The 19,560-nt window shown below is 63.7% G+C and carries 13 protein-coding genes and 2 tRNA genes; 6 read left to right on the top strand and 9 right to left on the bottom strand.

Features of this window, described 5'->3' with window-relative positions; translation table 11 throughout:
• Positions 1-7: 7 nt before the first annotated feature.
• Positions 8-1,066, bottom strand: coding sequence for a hypothetical protein (locus FAY22_RS11940; RefSeq protein ID WP_146330412.1), 1,059 nt, complete (start codon positions 1,064-1,066; stop codon positions 8-10).
• A 747-nt stretch (positions 1,067-1,813) separates the two neighbouring features.
• On the opposite strand from FAY22_RS11940, the gene FAY22_RS11935 reads away from it, so the two are divergent.
• Complete coding sequence (locus tag FAY22_RS11935) at positions 1,814-4,312, top strand: SBBP repeat-containing protein (protein ID WP_168204825.1); 2,499 nt, start codon at positions 1,814-1,816, stop codon at positions 4,310-4,312.
• Between the two features lie 98 nt (positions 4,313-4,410).
• Here FAY22_RS11935 and FAY22_RS11930 read toward each other — a convergent pair whose 3' ends face one another.
• The gene (locus tag FAY22_RS11930; protein WP_146330410.1) at positions 4,411-5,487 is read right to left on the bottom strand and encodes a porin; all 1,077 of its coding nucleotides are present in this window, start codon (positions 5,485-5,487) and stop codon (positions 4,411-4,413) included.
• Positions 5,488-6,112: 625 nt separating this feature from the next.
• Between FAY22_RS11930 and uraH (FAY22_RS11925) the strand changes: the two genes are divergently transcribed.
• From uraH (FAY22_RS11925) to arfB, 5 genes are all read left to right on the top strand, one after another.
• A complete protein-coding gene (gene uraH, locus FAY22_RS11925; RefSeq protein ID WP_146330409.1) occupies positions 6,113-6,595 on the top strand; it encodes a hydroxyisourate hydrolase in 483 nt (160 codons plus the stop codon).
• 44 nt (positions 6,596-6,639) lie between these two features.
• Positions 6,640-6,993 carry a hydroxyisourate hydrolase gene (gene uraH / locus FAY22_RS11920; RefSeq protein ID WP_146330408.1) on the top strand — a complete coding sequence of 118 codons (354 nt, stop codon included), beginning with the start codon at positions 6,640-6,642 and terminating at the stop codon, positions 6,991-6,993.
• Positions 6,994-7,067: 74 nt separating this feature from the next.
• Positions 7,068-8,930 carry a methyl-accepting chemotaxis protein gene (locus FAY22_RS11915; protein WP_146330407.1) on the top strand — a complete coding sequence of 621 codons (1,863 nt, stop codon included), beginning with the start codon at positions 7,068-7,070 and terminating at the stop codon, positions 8,928-8,930.
• 89 nt (positions 8,931-9,019) lie between these two features.
• Entirely contained in the window at positions 9,020-9,247 is a 228-nt protein-coding gene (locus tag FAY22_RS11910; RefSeq protein WP_146330406.1) for a hypothetical protein, read from the top strand.
• A gap of 45 nt (positions 9,248-9,292) precedes the next feature.
• Positions 9,293-9,694, top strand: a complete 402-nt coding sequence (gene arfB / locus FAY22_RS11905) for an alternative ribosome rescue aminoacyl-tRNA hydrolase ArfB (RefSeq protein WP_146330405.1) — start codon at positions 9,293-9,295, stop codon at positions 9,692-9,694.
• 147 nt (positions 9,695-9,841) lie between these two features.
• On the opposite strand, the gene FAY22_RS11900 is transcribed toward arfB, so the two are convergent.
• From FAY22_RS11900 to FAY22_RS11870, 7 genes are all read right to left on the bottom strand, one after another.
• Positions 9,842-9,916 (bottom strand) — tRNA-Thr (locus tag FAY22_RS11900).
• Between the two features lie 139 nt (positions 9,917-10,055).
• Positions 10,056-12,962, bottom strand: coding sequence for an EAL domain-containing protein (locus FAY22_RS11895; protein ID WP_146330404.1), 2,907 nt, complete (start codon positions 12,960-12,962; stop codon positions 10,056-10,058).
• 52 nt (positions 12,963-13,014) lie between these two features.
• Entirely contained in the window at positions 13,015-13,449 is a 435-nt protein-coding gene (locus FAY22_RS11890; protein WP_146330403.1) for a response regulator, read from the bottom strand.
• A complete protein-coding gene (locus tag FAY22_RS11885; RefSeq protein WP_146330402.1) occupies positions 13,446-16,541 on the bottom strand; it encodes a PAS domain S-box protein in 3,096 nt (1,031 codons plus the stop codon). Before FAY22_RS11885 ends, FAY22_RS11890 begins: the two co-directional genes overlap by 4 nt.
• Before the next feature lie 233 nt (positions 16,542-16,774).
• Positions 16,775-16,850, bottom strand: a tRNA-Lys gene (locus FAY22_RS11880).
• Between the two features lie 95 nt (positions 16,851-16,945).
• A complete protein-coding gene (locus FAY22_RS11875; protein ID WP_146330401.1) occupies positions 16,946-18,727 on the bottom strand; it encodes a GspE/PulE family protein in 1,782 nt (593 codons plus the stop codon).
• Positions 18,724-19,557: a spermidine synthase gene (locus FAY22_RS11870; RefSeq protein WP_146330400.1), complete on the bottom strand. Its 834-nt coding sequence runs from the start codon at positions 19,555-19,557 to the stop codon at positions 18,724-18,726. Before FAY22_RS11870 ends, FAY22_RS11875 begins: the two co-directional genes overlap by 4 nt.
• Positions 19,558-19,560 lie beyond the last annotated feature (3 nt).

Genomic DNA, 19,560 nt, shown 5'->3' with positions numbered 1-19,560 from the left:
CACGTTTTTACCGCACCGCCAGCGCCACCGCAGCCTTCGCCTCGGCGATCGCGGCGTCCACCAGCTGGCGCAGCGATGCCGCTGCCGCCGACAGCTCGGCGTCGTTGGCGGCGGTGGATTGCAACAGCGCCGCCTCCTGTCGCACCGCGTCGGCTACGGCGGTACCGGATTGCGTTGCCCGGGTCAGCGCGTCCGAGTCGACGGAGGACGCCAGCGATTGCGCCTGGGCGGCGATCGCCGGCGTTACCAGGGCGGCGAGATTGGACTTGCTGACTGTGCCAAGGGCCGCTTTCGCTGCGGCCAGCCTGGCGTCGGCGCTGGCTTCGACATTCGCCAGCGCCTGCTGCGCGATGGCGTTGACCGTGGCTGCATCGACCGTGCCGCTGGAGCTGACCAGCGTGCTGGAACTGCTTGCCTGCAGCACCTTGCCGGTAGTCGTCGCCGTTTCGGTATAGATCGCCTGGGTTTGCGCTGGCGTGTTGTTCGGCAGCAGCGCGGCAATCGCATCGGCGATCTGTTGCACGACCTGCTGGATCGCCAGGGTGCGCTGCAATAGGGCGGAATTTGCCAATGCGCCGCCGCTGCCGATAGCGGCAGGGTCGAGTGCCGTGATGTCGGTGCCGGCTGGCAGGCCGAGCGCGGCGGCAAGCTGCTCGCGTGCCAGCGAAGTATTGACCAGCAGGGTGGTGCCGGCGGTGACGACGCTGCTGCCGGGCGGCGCTTTCAAGACGCCCCGGAACGGCAGGCCGGTTGCCGCATCGGTGCCGCCGCTGGCCACGATCGGGCTGGCGCATGTGGCGGTCAAGGTGAAGGACCCTTGGGCATCGGTCAGCACCGTTTCTTCTCCCGTGTCACGCACGCCATTGTTGTCGGTGTCGCAAAATACCGTCGCACCGACGATGTAGCCGTCGACCACCTTGCCGGAAGTGGTCGAGGTCGCCGTCGCGCCATTGCCGCCGGAGGCTGCCGGCGCCATTGGCGCGGACGTGCTGTCGTTGCCGCCCCCGCAGGATGCAACGAGGAGCATGGCTGCGAACGCAACCGCCGGATTCTTGTGCTTCAACATGTGTTCTCTCCTTCAATGTGAACCAGCAACTGGCAGATAGGCAAGGTGCGCGCCTGCCTGCTCTATCGGAGACAACCCAATATACGGATGCGATCCCGTCCTCGATTGCGAAGTCTCAACCGGCGGCCGGCATTTGCACTTTCGTTTGTGCAGCCGCAAGCGTCATCATTGATCTGCTGTAATACGTGCAAATGAGAATGAGAGATGCAATCCGGCACCACCTGGACTTCTAGACAAGTGTTCCGTTGCTGCCATTTGCCATGGCGCTTGAGTATTGCGGAATGCGATACGCTGAAGTTACTCAATGTAACAACTGCGCGGGCAGATCCCTGTAATATCGCACCCCATGCAGTCGTCGGAGTGAGACACAGTTTTCAAAAGAACAGGTTGCGTCCACCGGAGCTGGCGGTCGGAGTCAATACCAGCACCAAATTCCAAGCCCTCCCCATGCGGAGGGCTTTTTGTTGGCAGCTTCCTGCGCGATGTTCGCCGAAGAAAGTAACTTGATCGTTATCAGTAAATCTGCAAACCGCCAGAAAGAAAATCGCGCCTTGTTGTCTTTTCTCCCAATCTGAGCGCCTTTCTTCCGCTTATCGAGTCCACCTTGCTCCCTGCCGCAATATTGCCGGACGCGGGCACAAGCATGAGAACCAGCCTCAGAACACCATGTGAATGACGCGCGTCGTCGGCTCGTGTTCCGACTTTCTGATATGCCGGGCGTCATTTCTGTCCATGTCCGGAGGATTCATGACGCGCGCCACTTTCCGCTTGCCTGCAGCAAACCCGGTTCACTCCTGGATCGGCTACCTGATGACCATGTTGCTGGTCGCCGTACTCGCCGCCTGCGGCGGCGGTGGCGGGGACAGTTCCAGCGGCAGTACGGCCGGCCCGATCGACACCGGAAACAACACTCCCGGCAGCGGAGCGACGCCTACGACGCCTTCCGGTTCGGGCGGCACATCCACCCCGACGGCGAGCGGCCTGAGCATCGAATCGGACCGCGACCAGACTGCGCCCGGCGGGCCCAACATCACCCTCACGGCGAACGCCACCAGCAATGCGGCGCAGACCCAGTGGACGCTGGCGCCGGGCAGCCCCGGGGCGCTCAGCGGCACCAGCGGCGGCAGCGTGCAATACATCCCGCCGACGACAGTCAATGTTAACGTGGACAACGTTGTCAACATCATCGCTTCCAACGGCAACGTCACGAACAATATCTTCATTCTCCTGGTTGCCGGCGATGTCATCGTCAACAACGGCACGCCGGGCGCCGGTACCGTCACTCCGCCGGCCGGAGGCGCGACGACTGCCGGCGTGTTCCTAATCGCCGGCAACGACTTCGGCGCCGGCGACGCGAACGGCGTCGGGACATTGTCCCGCTTCGATATGCCGAACGGCATTGCCAGGGATGCGCAGGGCAACCTGTACGTGGCGGACCGCGGCAACAGCGTGATCCGCAAGATCGACGCGAACGGGACGGTCACCACGCTGGCCGGCGTGCCGGGAGAAATCGGCAGCGCCGACGGGCAGGGCGGCGCGGCGCGCTTCTCGGCGCCGACCGGCATCGCGGTCGACAATGCCGGCAACATCTATGTCACCGACCCAGGCAACACGAACATCCGCAAGATCACGGCCAATGGCGTGGTCAGCACCGTGGCAGGCAAGACCGGCGTGAGCGGCGGCGGCGACGGCTCGGGCGCCGATGCATTGTTCAGCGCTAACCTGAGGGGCATCGTCGTCGATGCCAGCGGGACGATCTTCGTCACCGACGCCCGCACTGTGCGCAGCATTACGCAGACCGGGGTCGTCACCACCATCACCGGGACGACGGACCAGGTCGGTGCACAGGACGGCGATATCGAAACCGCGACCTTCACCGAGCTCAACGGCATCACGATCGACAGCAGCGGCAACCTGTACGTCACCGACGGCGGCTTCGTGCCCGGTTCGATCCTGTCCAATACGGCCAATATCAGCGCCTCGGTGCGCAAGATCACGCCCGACGGGACCGTGACGACGCTGGCCGGAACCGGAGGCGGTTCGTTTGACGCGGTGCTCGGCTTTGCCGACGGCGCGGGCGCGCAGGCGCGCTTCCGCTATCCGCAAGGGATCGCCATCGACTTGGCCGGCAATCTCTACGTGGCCGACCGGGGCAATCATGCGATCCGCCGTATTTCCCAAGTCACGGCCGCCGACGGCACGACCCAGGCTACGGTAAGCACCGTCGCCGGCACGCCCAATGAACCGGGCAGCGCCGACGGTATCATCGCGAACGCGCGCTTCGTGGCGCCGTCCGGCATTGCCGCTGGCGCGGACGGCAACCTGTACGTGACGGACCAGACACACCACACCATCCGCAAGGTCGTGCCCGGCAATAACGTCACCACGCTGGCCGGCGCCGCGCCGCGCACCGGCAGCGCAGACGGCACGGGATCGGCTGCCTTGTTCAACGGGCCGCTCGGCATTGCCCGCGACGCCAGCGGCAACCTGTATGTCGCCGATTCGGGCAACCATACGATACGGCGCATCGCGCCCAACGGCGCGGTGACCACCGTGGCCGGTGCGGCGGGGCAGACGGGCAGCACCGACGGCAGCGGCTCCGCCGCGCGCTTCAACCTGCCACGCGACGTGGCGACCGACCCGACCGGCAACGTCTTCATCAGCGATGATTTCACCAACAACCTGATCCGGCGCCTGACGCCGGCCGGTGTGGTCACTACCTTCGCCTCGCAGCTGGTCGAGCCGCAGGGTGTCGCGGTGGATCGCAACGGCAATGTCTATGTGGCCGACCGCGGCGCGGACCTGGTGCGCAAGATCACGCCGCAGGGAGTCATGTCAGTCTTCGCCAGCGGCCTCGGCCTGCCGCAGGATGTGGCCGTCGACGTTGCCGGCAACGTGTACGTCATCGAAAGCAGCACCGTGATCCGCAGGATCACTCCGGACGGCGTCGTTACCACGCTCGCCGGGGCGCCGTTCGCATTCGGCACGCAGGATGGCACCGGCACCAGCGCGCGCTTCAATTCGCCGCGCAGCCTGGCGGTGGACGACGACGGGAATGTGTACGTGGCCGATGCGCGCGCGATACGGCGCATCACGCCGCTGGGCGTGGTCACGACCGTGGCCGGACCGTCGGTGACCGAACTGGCCCTGCGCAATATTCACAGGCCGTCGGGATTGACGATGACGGGCACGAAGAGCTTGGCCTTCACGGCCGGGGATGGGGTGTTTGAACTGAAGCTGCCGTAAGGCGGGATGAAGTAGAAGCGGTGTCCGGAGCGCTGCCCGGACACCGTATGCCATGCTCCCCGTGCCTGCCGGCACGGGAGAAATACAGCGTGAACGGCTTAGAACGTGTGGCGCACGCCTACGTTGTACGAGCTGTTGCCGGCACCGAGGTCGGTGGCGTTGCCCGCGGTGTAGAAGCCAGCCGCGTTGTTCGCCACGGTGTTGTTGATGTGGGCGTACGAGGTGTACAGGTTGGTGCGCTTGGACAACGCGTAGGTATAGCCCACTGCATACTGCTTGGCGTCGTTGGCGGCGGCAGTCTTGTCTTTCTTCTGGATATACGAAGCAAGGAAGGTGCTGGCGCCGAACGGCACGCTCACGCCGATCAGTGCGTCGCGCGTGTCGCCCTGCGTCACCGACTTGTTGTAAAGGCTGGTGACGGGATCGAACGTGTTGCCGGCGACGGCGTTGCCCTTGTTGATTGCATACGCTACATGGAGTGCCGCCATGCCGAAGTCGTACTTAGCGCCGAGCATGGTGACTTTCGCGCTGTCGGTCGCGTCGTTGACATTGTTGTATGCCAGGCGGGCCACGAGCGGGCCGGCCGTGTAGCCGAGCTGGCCGGAGATGGTGCGCAGCGCGGAGTTGTTGCCGGCGGTTTCACCGAAACCATAGGTGACTTCAGCCTGCACGCCGGAGAACACCGGCGATGCATACCGCAGAGCGTTGTCGGTGCGCGGGCCGGTCTTGGTCGTGGCCGAACCGCCTTGCGACATCAGGTTGGCGGCATTGCCAGCCAGGCCGCAGGCGAACGGGTCGATCGCGCCGCACAGCGAGGTAAAGATCGGCGTGTATTGACGGCCGAGGGTAACGGTACCGAAATCGCCCTTCAGACCGACGAATGCCTGGCGGCCGAACAGCGCGCCATTCTGCAGCGCCGCGCCCGTATCCAATGCGAAGCCGTTTTCCAGAGTAAACAGTGCGGACATACCGCCGCCCAAGTCTTCCGTGCCCTTGAAGCCGATACGGGATGCATTCTGCACGCCGCTGGTGAGCTTGGTGAGGGAACCGTTGGCACCGCCGCTTTGATGTTCGATACCGCCATCGATAAGGCCGTAAATGGTGACATTGGTCTGAGCCGCAGCCACGCCGGAGAATGCAGCAAGTACTGCGAATGCGAGGGGCAATTTCTTCATTGATACAAGTTCCTGATTGATGGGACTGAACGCAAGCGTGCTCGAAGGGAGTGCCCGACCATATGCCGGGCAATGCGTACTTGCGGGCCGTACTTGCAGCGAAAAGTCCGCCATTCGCAGGCAGGCCTGCTTCGATGGACTTTGTGCGTCGGCCGGGCCTGTATATAACAAAAGCCGCCCAGCCAACTTATTGCCATTAAGCATCTTTCATGCCATTGCGGAATTGGCTGGAATGCTTGATTTCAGTAAAAACATGTCTTTTTCCTCTTAGTTTCAAGAGTGGGTTTCTTAAATTTGGGAGGCATGTGCCTTGGGTAAGCCCACCCGCGTTCCTGTCACCACATGCAGCCGTGAGCCCCTGCCTTCTGTCGAGAAAAACTGCGCAACGTCCTTGTCGTCTACCGCCATGCAACACCCGGCACATATGTTGCTTTTAAGCACATGTTCGGCATGGCGGGGACGGGGCAATAGTGATGTTGTGTCAATGACAGTACGGACAGATTGCCCTTCCATCCTGTCGCCGTGCCGATATTCCTGGGTACTGTTTCATGGACATTATGGAATCGGGCTGACGTGCAATTGTTGTTTGTGCACGGCGCTGCTCGGTTCATCAAAAGGATAGTTGATGAGTACTAATGATTTGCCCCGTCGAAAATTTATCGCGACAGGCCTCGCGCTCGGCGCGTCGGTGATCGCTGCCGGCGAGGCGATGGCGCAGGCTGCGCCTGCCGCTGCGCCGGCCAAGAACAGCGGCCCCGGCCGCCTGACCATGCATGCGATCGATGTCTGGCGCGGCCTGCCGGCATCGGGCATCCGGGTCGACGTGTCGAAACTGGAGGGCGGTACCTACCGCCTGGTGCAGTCGTTCGAGGCCAACAAGGGAGGCCGCTCCGAAAAGCCGCTGTTCGAAGGAGAGAACTTCGCGCGCGGCAGCTACGAAATCCTGCTGCACGTCGAAGAGCATTACGCAAAGCTCGGCGCGCAGATGCCGAATCCGGCATTCCTGACGGACGTGCCGATCCGCTTTTCCATCGACGATCCGAGCCAGCGCTATCACATCGCGATCCTGCTGACGCCGTGGAGCTATTCCTACTACCGCGGCAGCTGATTTCCCCGCATCGCACCTTCGCATTCACGATTTAGGAGATAACAATGGCAGGCATTACGACGCATGTGCTCAACACTGCGACGGGAAACCCGGGCGCGGGCATGCGCATCGACTTTTCAATCTGGGAAGACGGCAAATACAAATTGGTCAAGACTGTGGTCACCAATGCCGACGGACGTACCGACCAGATGATTCTCAAGCCGGAAGAAACCAAGGTCGGCAAATACGAGCTGGTTTTTCACGTAAGGGAATATTTCGCGCGCATCGGCACGCCGATGCCCGAACTGGCCTTCATCGATACGGTTCCGGTGCGTTTCGCCGTGTTCGACACCAACCAGCATTACCACGTGCCGATGCTGGCAACACCGTGGAGCTGCACCACCTATCGCGGTAGCTGACGCGAGCCGCGCGCGGTTGCCGCGGCAACGGCCGGGGCAACCGCCAGAATTTGCCAGAACAATCCGGAGTCCCCATGCTTTCCTCAATCCGCACCCGCATCCTCGTCATTGCCACGGGCGTCACCGTCGGCGCGCTCGCCATCACCGGCAGCGTGTCCTACCTGACCGTGCGTGCCAACGGCCAGGACACCATCAAGCAGGATCTCGATTCCATCGCCACCGGGCACGCCATGGCGATCGATGAGTGGGTAGCGGCCAAACAGGCCGCCGTCGCCGCCGCCGTCGAGGTCGCCAGGAGCGGCGATGCGCAGGCGGCGATGAACCAGCTGCAGAAATCGGGCGGGTTCAAGGTGGCGACGCTCGGCCTGGATGACAAGTCGGTCTTCGGATCGCCGCCGCCACCGGCGGGGTTCGACGCCACTAGCCGTCCCTGGTACAAGGAAGCCATGGAAATCGGCAAGCCGCTGGTTACCAAGCCGTACGAGGATTTCCAGACCGGGCAGCCGATGGTGTCCTTCGCCAGCCCGGCGTCGCGCGAAGGCGGCCCCAAGGGCGTGGTGTCGGCCGCGATCTCGCTTGAGGGCGTGCGGCAGGTCGTCACCTCCGTGCATCCGACGCCCTCCAGCCTGGGCTTCGTGGTCGACGTGCACGGCACGATCGTGGCGCACCCGGACGCGAAGTTCAACCGCAAGCCGGTTTCCGAGCTGTCGCCGGCATTGACGCCGGCTACCGCGGCGCAGCTGGCGCAGTCGGGTGAGCCGCTCGAAATCAGCCTGGACGGCGCTACCAAGATCATGCGCGCCAAGCCGATTCGCGGCACCGAATGGTTCCTGGTCGTGGCCCTCGACAAGGATGAGGCGAGCGCAGGCCTGCGCGGCGTGCTCAAGACATCGATCGTGTCGATTCTCGCGGTGGCGATCGCGGCCGTGCTGCTGGTCGGCGCGGCAATGACCAAGGTGCTGCACCGCCTGGCGGAGGTGCGCGATGCGATGGACGAGATCAGCAGCGGTAGCGGCGACCTCACGCGCCGCCTGCCGGCGGACGGTCACGACGAACTGACGGAAATCGCCGGCGCGTTCAATACCTTCGTCGACAAGATGAACGACATCATGCAGCAGATCCGGGACGGCAGCGTCGCCATCCAGGCCGCGACGGCGGAAATCGCGCGCGGCAACGCCGACCTGTCGGCGCGTACCGAATCGCAGGCCAGCTCGCTGCAGCAGACCGCCGCCTCGATGGAAGAACTGACATCGACGGTCAAAGAAAATGCAACCAATTCCCGGCATGCCAACGACCTGGTGGCGTCCGCTTCCGGCCTGGCTGCCAAGGGCGGCACGGTGGTCGGAGAAGTGGTCGACACCATGAGCTCGATCAAGGACAGCTCGAAGCAGATCGTCGAAATCATCGGCGTGATCGACAGCATCGCCTTCCAGACCAATATCCTCGCGTTGAATGCCGCGGTGGAAGCGGCGCGCGCCGGCGAACAGGGGCGCGGCTTTGCGGTGGTGGCAGCTGAAGTGCGCAACCTGGCGCAACGTTCCGCAAGCGCCGCCAAGGAAATCAAGGCGCTCATCAATGATTCGGTGAGCAAGGTCGACGCCGGCAGCCGCCTGGTCGAGACCGCCGGTTCGACCATGACCGAGATCGTCGATTCCGTGCGGAGCGTGGCGACGATCATGGGCGAGATCACCAGCGCCAGCGTCGAGCAAAGCGCCGGCATCGAGGAAACCAATCGCGCCGTGACGCTGATGGATGAGATGACCCAGCAGAATGCCGCACTGGTCGAGCAGGCTGCTGCGGCAGCCGAAAGCCTGGAGGAACAGGCGGTGGCGCTGGCCAATGCCGTGGCGCGGTTCAAGCTGCGCCAGGAGGGCGCGAGCGCGGGCACGCCTGCAATAAAGACAGGGGATAAGCAGCACCTGCGGCTGGCTGCCTGATCCTCTTGCGCGGCATGGCGCCGCGCGGGAGATTTGTGAAAACGTCAAGTTCGGCGATAATACTGCCTTTTTCGGCAGGTGGAGGACGAATGGACGTTGGCGGAACATCTTCTGTTGCAAACTACCTGCAACAGGTCGTCGAAATCCGCAAGCAGCAAGGCGAGGTGGATGCCCAAGTCGCGGAATCGATACGCCGCGCGCGGCAGCAGGTGGTGGACCAGGGCCTGGAAGACGGCAACAAGCAGGCGGAACGCATCAACGAAATCAAGCGCACGGCCCTTCAGGCGCACGGCGGCAGCATCGACGTCTGGGCATGAGACGTCGGCTTGCAATGGCGGGCACGGCGGTCTAGGCTGCATCTCATGCACCCTCCGCTCCCGTCCGAGAACGAAGTCGAATTCACTGCCATTCGCGCGCAAGGCGCGGGCGGCCAGAACGTCAACAAGGTGTCGAGCGCGATTCACTTGCGATTCGACATCCGCGCCTCATCCCTGCCGGAACCGGTCAAGGAGCGCTTGCTCCGCCTGAGCGACCAGCGCATCACCAGCGAAGGCGTGGTGATCATCAAGGCGCAAACCCATCGCAGCCAGGAAAAGAACAAGGAAGACGCCTTGCGGCGCCTGCGCGAACTGGTGGCAAGCATTGCCGTGCCGCCGCGTCGCCGCCGGCCCATCAAGCCGACTCTCGGCTCCCAGAAGGAACGCCTCGAAAGAAAAAAGCTGCGCGGCCGGACCAAGCTCATGCGCGGCCGGGTGCAGGATTAATCTTTCGTCGCCGGCAACAGGCATTGGCCGGACTCGGTTTGCGACAACTATCGGTACGAAATTCGATGCCGGAAAGGCTCATGAAACCAACGAGAGGGACCGCGGTGGCGGCGATGCCAAGGGTAGGCGAAGCGCTGGCATGACTTGTGGTGCCCATGGGCAGGATTGAACTGCCGACCTCTCCCTTACCAAGGGAGTGCTCTGCCACTGAGCTACATGGGCGAATCCGTTTCCATCCGTTTTTCCCTGGCGGGATGCGCGATGGCGTCAGGCGGGCGCTATGTTAATGGCGATCATGTAAATTGACAAGGGATTGTTGCAATGCGCACCGTTTTGGTCGTCACGTCTTGCGCCGTATTGTTCAGTCCGCGCCATCCTTGTCGGCGAGCCGCTTTCCTTGACGCACCTGGCTGGCGAACTCATCGGCCGGCACGGGCTTGCTGAAGTAGAAGCCTTGGATTTCGTCACAACGATTCTTTGCCAGGTAAGCGAGCTGCGACGCCGTTTCCACTCCTTCGGCCACGACCTTCAGCTGCATGCAGTGCGCAAGGTCGATAATGGAATTGGCGATGTTGGCCGCACGGGTGTCGGAGTCGATGCCGGTGACGAAGGAGCGGTCGATTTTCAGCTGATCCATCGGAAAACGGCTCAGGTAGGCCAGGCTGGAATAGCCGGTCCCGAAGTCGTCGAGCGACAGCAGGACGCCGAGACGCTTCAAGCGGGCAAGTCGCTGGATCGCCTTCTCCGGTTCTTCCATCAGCATGCTTTCCGTCAATTCCAGCGTCAGGCATTGCGGCGCAATGCGATGTCTTTCCAGAGCAGCGGTGACGACCGTTTCGAGATCTTGGCCCGTAAACTGTCGCGCCGATACATTGACGGCGACATTGATGTCGCTTAATCCCGTGTCGGACCAGGCGCGGATCTGCCGGCACGCTTCGTCGATCACCCAGGCGCCGATTGCCACGATCTGTCCTCCCTTTTCAGCCAGCGGGATGAACTGCAGCGGCGATATCATTCCATGCCCGGGCCGCAGCCAGCGCAGCAGCGCTTCGGCACCCGAAATCCTGCCGCTCGCCAGATCGACCTTGGGCTGGTAGTGCAGGGCAAACTCGCGTTGCGCCAGCGCGCGCTGCAAGCCGGCCGCCATTTCGAGCCGGCCCAGCGCGCGGGCGCTGAGGTCGCGCGTATAGAAGGCGAACTGATTGCCGCCATCCTCCTTGGCGCGATGCATCGCCGCGTCCGCATGATGCAACAAGTCTTGCGCCGTGGCTCCATCCTGCGGAAACACGCCGATGCCGATGCTGGCGCGCAGGCATACCTCGTGTCCGTCCGACAGCACGAACGGCGCATCAAACACGCCCAGCAGGTTGCGCGCGAGGATTTCCGCGTCGAGGGGTTCCTGCAGCGCTTCGAGCACGACGGAGAATTCGTCGCCGCCGAGGCGCCCGAGGACATCGTCTGCCCTCAGGCCGGCCTTCAGGCGGCTGGTCACGCTCAGCAGCAGCTCGTCGCCGGACGCGCGGCCGAGGCTGTCATTAATGATCTTGAATTGATCCAGATTCAGCAGCAGCGCGCCGACCTGCTGCTCGTGCCGCATCGCGCGCTCGATGGCGTGCTGCAGCAGCGAATGCAGCAGCACGCGATTAGGCAGATCCGTCAGGGAATCGTAATGCGCCAGCCGGTCCAACCGCTGCTCGCTGCGCTTGAGCATGGTCAGGTCGGTCATCACGGCCACGTAGTGCGTGGCGTTCCCGAGCCCGTCGTACACCGCCGTCACGGTCAGCCATTGTGGATTGATTTCGCCATCCTTGCGGCGGCTCCAGATTTCGCCCTGCCATTGGCCGGTGCGGCTCACGCTGTCGCGCAGCGTCTGGAAAAAGCGCGCGTCCTGGCGTTCCAGCTGCAGGATGTTCGCGCCCAGTCCGAGAATGTCCGGCTCGCGGTAGCCGGTGATTTTGGTGAAGGCAGGATTACAGGCAAGAATCCTGCCCTCCAGATCGGTAATCAGGATGCCGTCGCGCGTGCTGTCCATCGCAGCGGCATGCAGCCGCAGCCGTTCGTCGGATTGCCGCCTGAGCGTAATATCGTTCCAGCTGCCGACGACTTCGCTGACGTTCCCGGACGCGTCCGGCAGCACGCGCATGTCGTCGCGCACCCAGCGCACCTCGCCGGCTTTGTCGTAAAAGCGGTATTCCTGCACCAGCGCGCCATCGGCCAGCAGGCGTTTCCAGCCATGCAGCACGCGCTCGCGATCTTCCGGGTGCAGGTGCGCCAGCCACCAGCCGGCATTGAGGCATTCGTCCGGCGAATAGCCATACACGCGCGCAATGTTTTCGCTGACCCAGTTGGGGACAAAACTGTCGCCGTCCTTGCGCAAGGCGTAAAGTATGGTCGGGTTCGCTTCCAGCAAGTGATGCAGCCGCGTGGAAGCCATGCGCAAGGCTTGCTGCTCGCGCACCAGTTGGGCCTGGCGATGCGCGTGTTCCAGGATGGCGGGCAATTCGATCAGGTAACCCTTGTGCTTGCCGACGAAGTCCGCGATGCCCAGGCGCAGCGCTTCCGCCACGACTTCCTCGCTGCCCTGTCCGGTAAGCAGGACGACGGGCAAGTCGAATCCACGCTCGTCGCGCAGGATCTTGGCGATTTCCAGGGCATTGATTCCCGGTAGCTGATAGTCGAGCAGCACCACGTCGTAGGGTGGCGCATCGACGCTATTTTCCGGCAGGCAGTCCAGCACTTCCGTGCCGTTGCCGACGACCTGCAGCCGGATATGGGGCGCGTGCGCCGAAAAATGGCGGCGGCACAGATCGATGTCGAATATGTTGTGCTCCGCATAGAGCACCCTGAGCGGCCCGGCCTTGCGCGCGGACTCGCGGCGGAAGCGGGCCAGCGCCGCAGGCAGCGTGTGGATCAGGCGCCGGCAATAATCGTCGCGCTTGACCACATAGTCGTCGGCGCCGGCCTTGAGCGCAGCGATCGCGGCGGCCTGGTCGCCCGACCCGGTGAGAATGACAACCGCGATCGGCAGCTTGCGTTCACGGATATGGCCGAGCAGGTCCATGCCGCTGCCGTCGGGCAGGCGCAGGTCCGAGAGAACCATGTCATACCGGTGCGGGTGCGCCGCGAGCCGTTCCAGGGCCGCGGCCAGGGTGGGGGCGAGATCCATTGCCGTTTCCGGCATCTGGCGCGCGAGCGCGCGTCTTGCCAGGTCGGCGTCCACCGCGTTGTCTTCGAGGTAAAGAATCGATCTTGGCAGATCAGGCTTCATGCGTCGGTCCTTGCTGTCCGTTCCATGATAGGGAAGTCGTTCCCGCCGCAGGCTACTGCGCCGGCGTGTTGAGGGCGCACCAGTACAGTTCGATCTGTGCCGCCACGTCGAGGAACTTGCCGAAATCGACCGGCTTGACGATATAGGAATTCGCACCAAGCTCGTACGCCGCCTCGATATCCTTGTCTTCCGCGGAGGAGGTCAGCACGACCACCGGAATCGAGCGCGACACCGCATGCGCCTTCCACTGGGCCAGGACTTCGAGGCCGTCGACGCGCGGCAGCTTGAGATCGAGCAGGATCACCAGCGGCAGGTTCTCGCCGGCTTCCCAGCGGGGAAGCCAGGCCAGGGCTTCTTCGCCGTCACGCGCCACGATCACCGGATTCGTCAGTTTTCGGCGCGCAAAGGCGCGCAGCGTGAGGTCGACGTCCATCGGGTTGTCTTCCACCAGCAGCACCGGCCGGTTGAACGGATCACTGTTTGTCATGCGCTAAGCTCCAGGAAAAAAGTGGCGCCTTGCGCGGGCGCGCTGTGCGCCCACACCTGGCCACCCATGCGATGCATCGCCTTGCGCACCAGGGCCAGTCCGACGCCGGTGCCCGGGTAATCTTCCGCGCGCTGCAGGCGGCTGAAAATCTCGAAAATGCGGTCATGAAACTTCATGTCGAAACCGATGCCATTGTCGCGCACCCACAGGGTCACCTTTCCGTTTTCCCGGCGGGCTCCGATATCGATCCTGGGCGGTTTCGCCTCGCGGCTGAACTTGATCGCATTTTCCAGCAGGTTGCGCAGCACGATGGCGAGCCCATCCCGGTCGGCGGTCACCATGACTGGCGGTATATCGAGATGAACGTCGATCTGCCGCTCGGCGATGACATGCGCGCATCCCTGCAATACGGCATCGACACAGGCGCGCAGGTCGAGCGCGGCGTGCTCGATATCGCGGCGCTCGATGCGCGAATAGGCAAGCAAGTCCTCGATCAGCTGATGCATTTGCGCGGCGCCGTGCCGTATGTTGCGCAGGAAAGCCATTCCCTCCGGGCCCAGCGTGTTGCGGAAATCCTCTTCCAGCAACTGGCTGTAGCCGTCGATGCCACGCAGCGGCGCCTTCAAGTCATGCGATACGGAGTAAGAAAACGACTCCAGCTCCTTGTTCGCGGCTTCGAGCTGGGCCGTGCGCTCGATCACGCGCTGTTCCAGTTCGGCATTGAGCTTCAGCACCTGGGCTTCCGCGCGCTTGCGTTCGGTGATGTCCGAAAGCACCACGACGACGCCATCCAGTTCGCCCGCGTCATCCCGCAGCGGCGCCGCATTGATCGACAGCAGCACGTTGCGCCCGTCCGGCCAGGCAATCGCATACTCGGCGTCAAACACTGGCTTGCCGGATGCCATGACGCGCTCGAATGGCCGTTCTTCCGGCGGGCAGGGGGTACCGTCGGCGAAGGTCGCCGTCCACTTCGGCGCGGCGTAGACGCGCTGAGTTTCCTTGTCTCCCGTCAATCCCAGTATTTGCTGGGCCGCGGGATTGGCCAGCGTGATGCGGCCGTTTTTGTCGACCACGGCGATACCCACCGGACTGCTGGCCGTCACTTGCTGCAGCAAGGCGCGCTCGCTGCGCAGCGACTGCTCGTCTTGCTTGCGGCTGATGGCGACGGCGGCAGTATGGGTCGCCACCTCGATCAGCTCCAGATGCCGCGCGCTGGGTCCGCCCGGGGTGCGGTAATAGATGGCAAACGTGCCCAGCACCCGGTGCGCGGAATCGAAGATCGGCGTCGACCAGCAGGCGCGCAATCCGTGCGGCAGGGCAAGGTGACGGTACGAATCCCACCGCGGGTCCGTGCTGATGTCCTCGACGATGACCGGTTCCCCCTTGAACGCGGCCGTGCCGCAGGAGCCGGCGCACGGTCCGATCGGCGAACCGTCGAGCGCGCGCAGGTATTCCGCGGGCAGGCTGGGCGCGGCGCCATGGCGCAGATGGACGCCCTTGGCGTCGAGCAGGAGCACCGAGCAGAGCATGTCGGGAGATTGCGCCTCGATGACGCGCACCAGTGTGGCCAGTGTCTCTTCCAGCGGCGCGCCGTGCGCCATCGTTTCGAGCACCTCCTTTTGGCCGGCGATCAGCGCTTCGTTCCGTTTGCGTACCGAAATATCCTCGACCACCGCGATAAAGTAGTTCGGCGCGCCGGCATCGTCACGCACCAGCGCCAGCGTGAGATTGATCCAGGTATGGCTGCCGTCGCGGCGCACGTACCGCATCTCCAGCGCGTCGGGCACGGCATGGTCGCCCGCGCCGGCCATCAGCTGGCGCTCCAGCGCGGCAGTGCGCTCGTCATCCTCGGTGTGCGTGATGTCCTGCGTGCGCCGGGCGAGCAGTTCGTCGCGCGTATAGCCCAGGATGTCGCACAGCCGCTGGTTGACCAGCAACAAGCGGCCATCCGGCGCCACGTGGGCGATGCCGACCGCCGCCTGTTCGAAAGTGGCGCGCGCCCGCGCTTCGCTCTCGGCCAACTGCGCGCGTTGCCGCTCCAGCGCCCCGGCCATCACATTGAAGCTGCCGGCGAGTTCGCCCACTTCGCCGCTCGCCTTTACGGCCGAGCGGTGGGAGAGATCGCCGCCGGCCAGTTTGGCCGCGTCGCGCGCCAGCGTTTCGAGCGGGCGCGCGATCTTTCGCCCCATCCAGCTGGCGGCGCCGACGGCCAGCGCGGATACGGTCAGGGTGAGCAGGATAAGCCAGCGCACGCGCGCCATGCCCGATTGCAGCGCGACATCCGACGGAATGCCGACATAGACCAGCCATGGCACCCGTTCCAGCTTGGTGAAGGCCGACAGGCGCTTGACGCCATCCAGCGACACCGACTCCTTCGTCCCATCGCCGCGGCTGAACGATTCGCGCACTGCCAGGCTGTCCGAGACGTTGGCGCCGATCCATTTCTCCGGATCGACCGAGCGCGCCAGCACGACGCCGTTCTGGTCGATCAGCGTGATGACGGAGCCAGCCGGAAGTTGCTCCTGCGCGAAAATGTGCTGGAACCGTTCGAGCAGGGTCGAGGCCGACACCACCGCGCGCAGCGCTCCGGTATTGTCGTCCCTGACCGAGCGCGCAAACACCAGGATGCGCTGGCCGGATGTGCGCGATATGATCGGGTCGCCGGCCGCCAGCTTGCCGGAGGCGACCGCTTCCTTGAAGTAGCGCCGGTCGCTCACGTTGACGGAGCCCGGTGCCGGCGGCTTCGCTTCGGCGGAGTAGAGCATCGTGCCGTCCGGTTCGACGACGGAGATGCTGCCGAAGTAGTCGGGCAGGCCGGCCTTGATCTGCCGCAGCTTGGCATTGCCCTGGTCGATCTCGTTGGGCCGGACCGGCATCGTGGCGCCCACGGTGAGCAGCAGCGAGTCGACGCTATGGATATGGTCTTCGATACGTCCGCGGACAGCATGCGCCACCCACAGGGAGCGATCGACCGCTGCCGCGCGCGCGGAGTCGGCTTCTTCCATCGCATAGTAGAGCTGAAGCCCGATCAGGGGCATCGCCGCCACCGCGACGAGAAGCATCAACCGCATCGCGATCGATTGTCTGGCCATCCCCAAGCTCTCCGTTTACGTTAAACCTGACTTGCTTATCGGGAAAATAACACGCTGTCCTGCCGTTGTGCTAACTAGATGAGGGGATTGGGCGGTTGAAGCGATGGCCGTGGGGTGTTCGCCAGGCTGTGTTGCGCCGGATGGTGACGTCGTGGCGATTGAGTTTTGCTGAGCAAGCGCAGAATTGCGAAGCAAAGAAAAAGGGCTGCATCGCTGCAACCCTTTGAATTCGTTGGTGGGTCGTGAGTGGCTCGAACACTCGACCTACGGATTAAGAGTCCGCTGCTCTACCAACTGAGCTAACGACCCAACGAGGCCGTGATTATAGCAACTTTGCGCGCAAGGTGGGAGAGGTCGGCGGAAAAAATCACAATTTTTCCCGAGGCGCGCGAAATTGCACCGCATTACGTCAGTGCCGAGGTCACCTTCAATACTTCATCGGACGTCGTCACGCCTTCTTCGATTTTCAGCGCGCCGGCCACGTGCAGCGGCTTCATGCCGTCGGCGGTGCTTTGCCGTTTCAGCGCGTGGATATCGGATTCCTGCTTGATCAGCTTGGAAAAGGTTTGCGACACGGTCAAAAGTTCGTACAGGCCGGTGCGGCCGCGGTAGCCGGTGTGCCGGCATTCCGGGCAGCCGACCGGGCGGTACACGGTGGCCGGCTTCGGAATCGGCCAGCCTTCGGTCAGGCTGTTCCACACGTCGTCGCTCAGTTCGCCGCCGGGCTTCTTGCAATCGGCACAGAGCGTGCGCACCAGGCGCTGCGCCATGATGCCGATCAGCGTGGCTTCCAGCAGGTAGTAGGGCACGCCGAGTTCGAGCAGGCGCATCACCGCCGACGGCGCGTCGTTGGTGTGCAGGGTGGAAAACACGAGGTGGCCGGTCAGGGCCGCCTGGATCGCCATCTCGGCGGTTTCCAGGTCGCGGATTTCGCCGACCATGATGATGTCCGGGTCTTGCCGCATCAGCGCGCGCACGCCGTCGGCGAACGACAGGTCGATGCCGTGCTGGACCTGCATCTGGTTGAACGAGGCTTCCACCATTTCGATCGGGTCTTCGACCGTGCAGACATTGACTTCCGGTGTCGCAAGCGCCTTCAGGGTGGTGTACAGCGTGGTGGTCTTGCCCGAACCGGTGGGGCCGGTGACCAGGATGATGCCGTGCGGGCGCGACGTGAGATCGTCCCAGCGCCGGGCGTCGTCGGGCGGAAAGCCCAGCTCCGGCAAGGTCTTGACCACCACGTCCGGGTCGAAAATGCGCATCACCAGCTTTTCGCCGAAGGCGGTGGGCAGCGTCGACAGGCGCAGCTCGATTTCCTGGCCGCCAGCGGTGCGGGTCTTGATGCGGCCGTCCTGCGGGCGGCGCCGCTCGATCACGTCCATGCGGCCCAAGAGCTTGATGCGCGCGGTCATCGCGATCATGACGGTGGCGGGCACCTGGTACACCTGGTGCAGGATGCCATCGATGCGGAAGCGGATCAGGCCGAGCTCGCGCTTCGGTTCCAGGTGGATGTCGGAAGCGCGCTGCTCGAACGCGTACTGCCACAGCCAGTCGACGATGTTGATGATGTGCTGATCGTTGGCGTCGAGCTGTTTGTCGCTCTTGCCCAGTTCCACCAGCTGCTCGAAGTTGTTGCGCAGGGACAGGTCGTGGCTCCCCGACTTGTTGGCGCCCTTGATCGACTTGGCCAGCGTGAAGAATTGCGAGGTGTACTGCGCGATGTCGAGCGGGTTGGCCATGACCAGCTTGACGCTGCGGCGCGTGATCTTGGCGATTTCCGCTTCCCATTCGGTGATGAAGGGCTCGGCGGTGGCGACCACGACTTCGGTCGGCGTCAGTTCCACCGGCAGGATGTTGAAGCGCGCCGCATAGGTGGCCGACATCACGTCTGCGACGCGGGTGAAGTCGATCTTGAGCGGATCGATGCGGAAGAACGGCATGTGCGCCTTGGCGGCCACCCATTCCGACAGCCAGTCGAGCGTCAGCGGCTTGTGCGGCGCCAGGGCCGACTGCAGCTTGCACTGGGCGACGGCGGTCAGCGGGTGGGTGGCGATGCCGGCGTTCTTGAGCAGCGCCTGCGCCTGGTTGTAAGCCGCCTTGACGTTGGCCTTGTCGATCACGCCGTCGGCCATCAGCCAGGTAAAGATCTGCTGCAGGTCGAGCGGTCTGGAGGCGGCTTTTTTCATGACGATTGTCCCAGGTGCCAGGCTTTCAGGCCATTGACCCAGGACTTGGCCGGCAGCTTGGTGGTTTCGGCGATCTCGGCGGCGCGTTCGTACAGTAACTGGAAGTCGAGCGGGAGCGCTTCCCTGGCGGCGATCGCGATCACGTTGCCCTGGTGGACTTCGGGCAGGCACAGCACCTGCCGGAAGGCGTAGCGCATCGCCTTCAGGTTCTTGGCGTAGCTCGGATGGTCGCCGAACAGGTTGACCGTCATGATGCCTTGCTCGGACAGGCAGGCGGCGCAGGCTTCGTAGAATTCCGGCGTGTCGAGCACCGGGCCGCGCGCGGTGGCGTCGTACAGGTCGACTTGCAGCGCGTCGATGGTGCCGTGGCGCGCGCTGTCGGTGACGAAGTCCATCGCGTCCATTTCCAGTACCGACAAGCGGTCGTCTTCCGGCGGCAGCTTGAACATGCTGCGGCAGATTGCGATGACGGAGGGGTTCAATTCGACCGCCGTCACGCGCGCCTGCTCGAACTTGCGATAGCAAAACTTGGTCAGCGCGCCGGTGCCCAGCCCGAGCTGCGCGATGTGGCGCGGCTGGTCGTTGAACAGCATCCAGCTCATCATTTGCTGCGCGTATTCCAGCTCGATCCAGTCGGGCTTGCGGATGCGCATCGCGCCCTGGATCCACTCGGTGCCGAAGTGCAAAAAGCGCACGCCGTTTTCCTCGGACAGCGTGACCGGCGCGTATCTGGGCTTGCGCGGCGGCTTGGGAGCGGCCGCGCTGGTTTGCTTGCCGGGGCCGGCTTTGCGGTTGGCTTGCGCTTCGATGGATTTGCGTTTGATGAGCATGGA

It is taken from the genome of Noviherbaspirillum sp. UKPF54 (assembly GCF_007874125.1).
Classification (GTDB): domain Bacteria; phylum Pseudomonadota; class Gammaproteobacteria; order Burkholderiales; family Burkholderiaceae_D; genus Noviherbaspirillum.
Note: the sequence above shows the minus strand (reverse complement) of the source record. Positions and strands in the feature narration are given on the sequence as shown.

What these genes read in the sequence shown, in the direction of transcription:
- FAY22_RS11940 (WP_146330412.1), bottom strand. Translation starts at nt 1,066, where the DNA reads ATGTTGAAGCACAAGAATCCGGCGGTTGCGTTCGCAGCCATGCTCCTC.
- FAY22_RS11935 (WP_168204825.1), top strand. Translation starts at nt 1,814, where the DNA reads ATGACGCGCGCCACTTTCCGCTTGCCTGCAGCAAACCCGGTTCACTCC.
- FAY22_RS11930 (WP_146330410.1), bottom strand. Translation starts at nt 5,487, where the DNA reads ATGAAGAAATTGCCCCTCGCATTCGCAGTACTTGCTGCATTCTCCGGC.
- uraH (WP_146330409.1), top strand. Translation starts at nt 6,113, where the DNA reads ATGAGTACTAATGATTTGCCCCGTCGAAAATTTATCGCGACAGGCCTC.
- uraH (WP_146330408.1), top strand. Translation starts at nt 6,640, where the DNA reads ATGGCAGGCATTACGACGCATGTGCTCAACACTGCGACGGGAAACCCG.
- FAY22_RS11915 (WP_146330407.1), top strand. Translation starts at nt 7,068, where the DNA reads ATGCTTTCCTCAATCCGCACCCGCATCCTCGTCATTGCCACGGGCGTC.
- FAY22_RS11910 (WP_146330406.1), top strand. Translation starts at nt 9,020, where the DNA reads ATGGACGTTGGCGGAACATCTTCTGTTGCAAACTACCTGCAACAGGTC.
- arfB (WP_146330405.1), top strand. Translation starts at nt 9,293, where the DNA reads ATGCACCCTCCGCTCCCGTCCGAGAACGAAGTCGAATTCACTGCCATT.
- FAY22_RS11895 (WP_146330404.1), bottom strand. Translation starts at nt 12,962, where the DNA reads ATGAAGCCTGATCTGCCAAGATCGATTCTTTACCTCGAAGACAACGCG.
- FAY22_RS11890 (WP_146330403.1), bottom strand. Translation starts at nt 13,449, where the DNA reads ATGACAAACAGTGATCCGTTCAACCGGCCGGTGCTGCTGGTGGAAGAC.
- FAY22_RS11885 (WP_146330402.1), bottom strand. Translation starts at nt 16,541, where the DNA reads ATGGCCAGACAATCGATCGCGATGCGGTTGATGCTTCTCGTCGCGGTG.
- FAY22_RS11875 (WP_146330401.1), bottom strand. Translation starts at nt 18,727, where the DNA reads ATGAAAAAAGCCGCCTCCAGACCGCTCGACCTGCAGCAGATCTTTACC.
- FAY22_RS11870 (WP_146330400.1), bottom strand. Translation starts at nt 19,557, where the DNA reads ATGCTCATCAAACGCAAATCCATCGAAGCGCAAGCCAACCGCAAAGCC.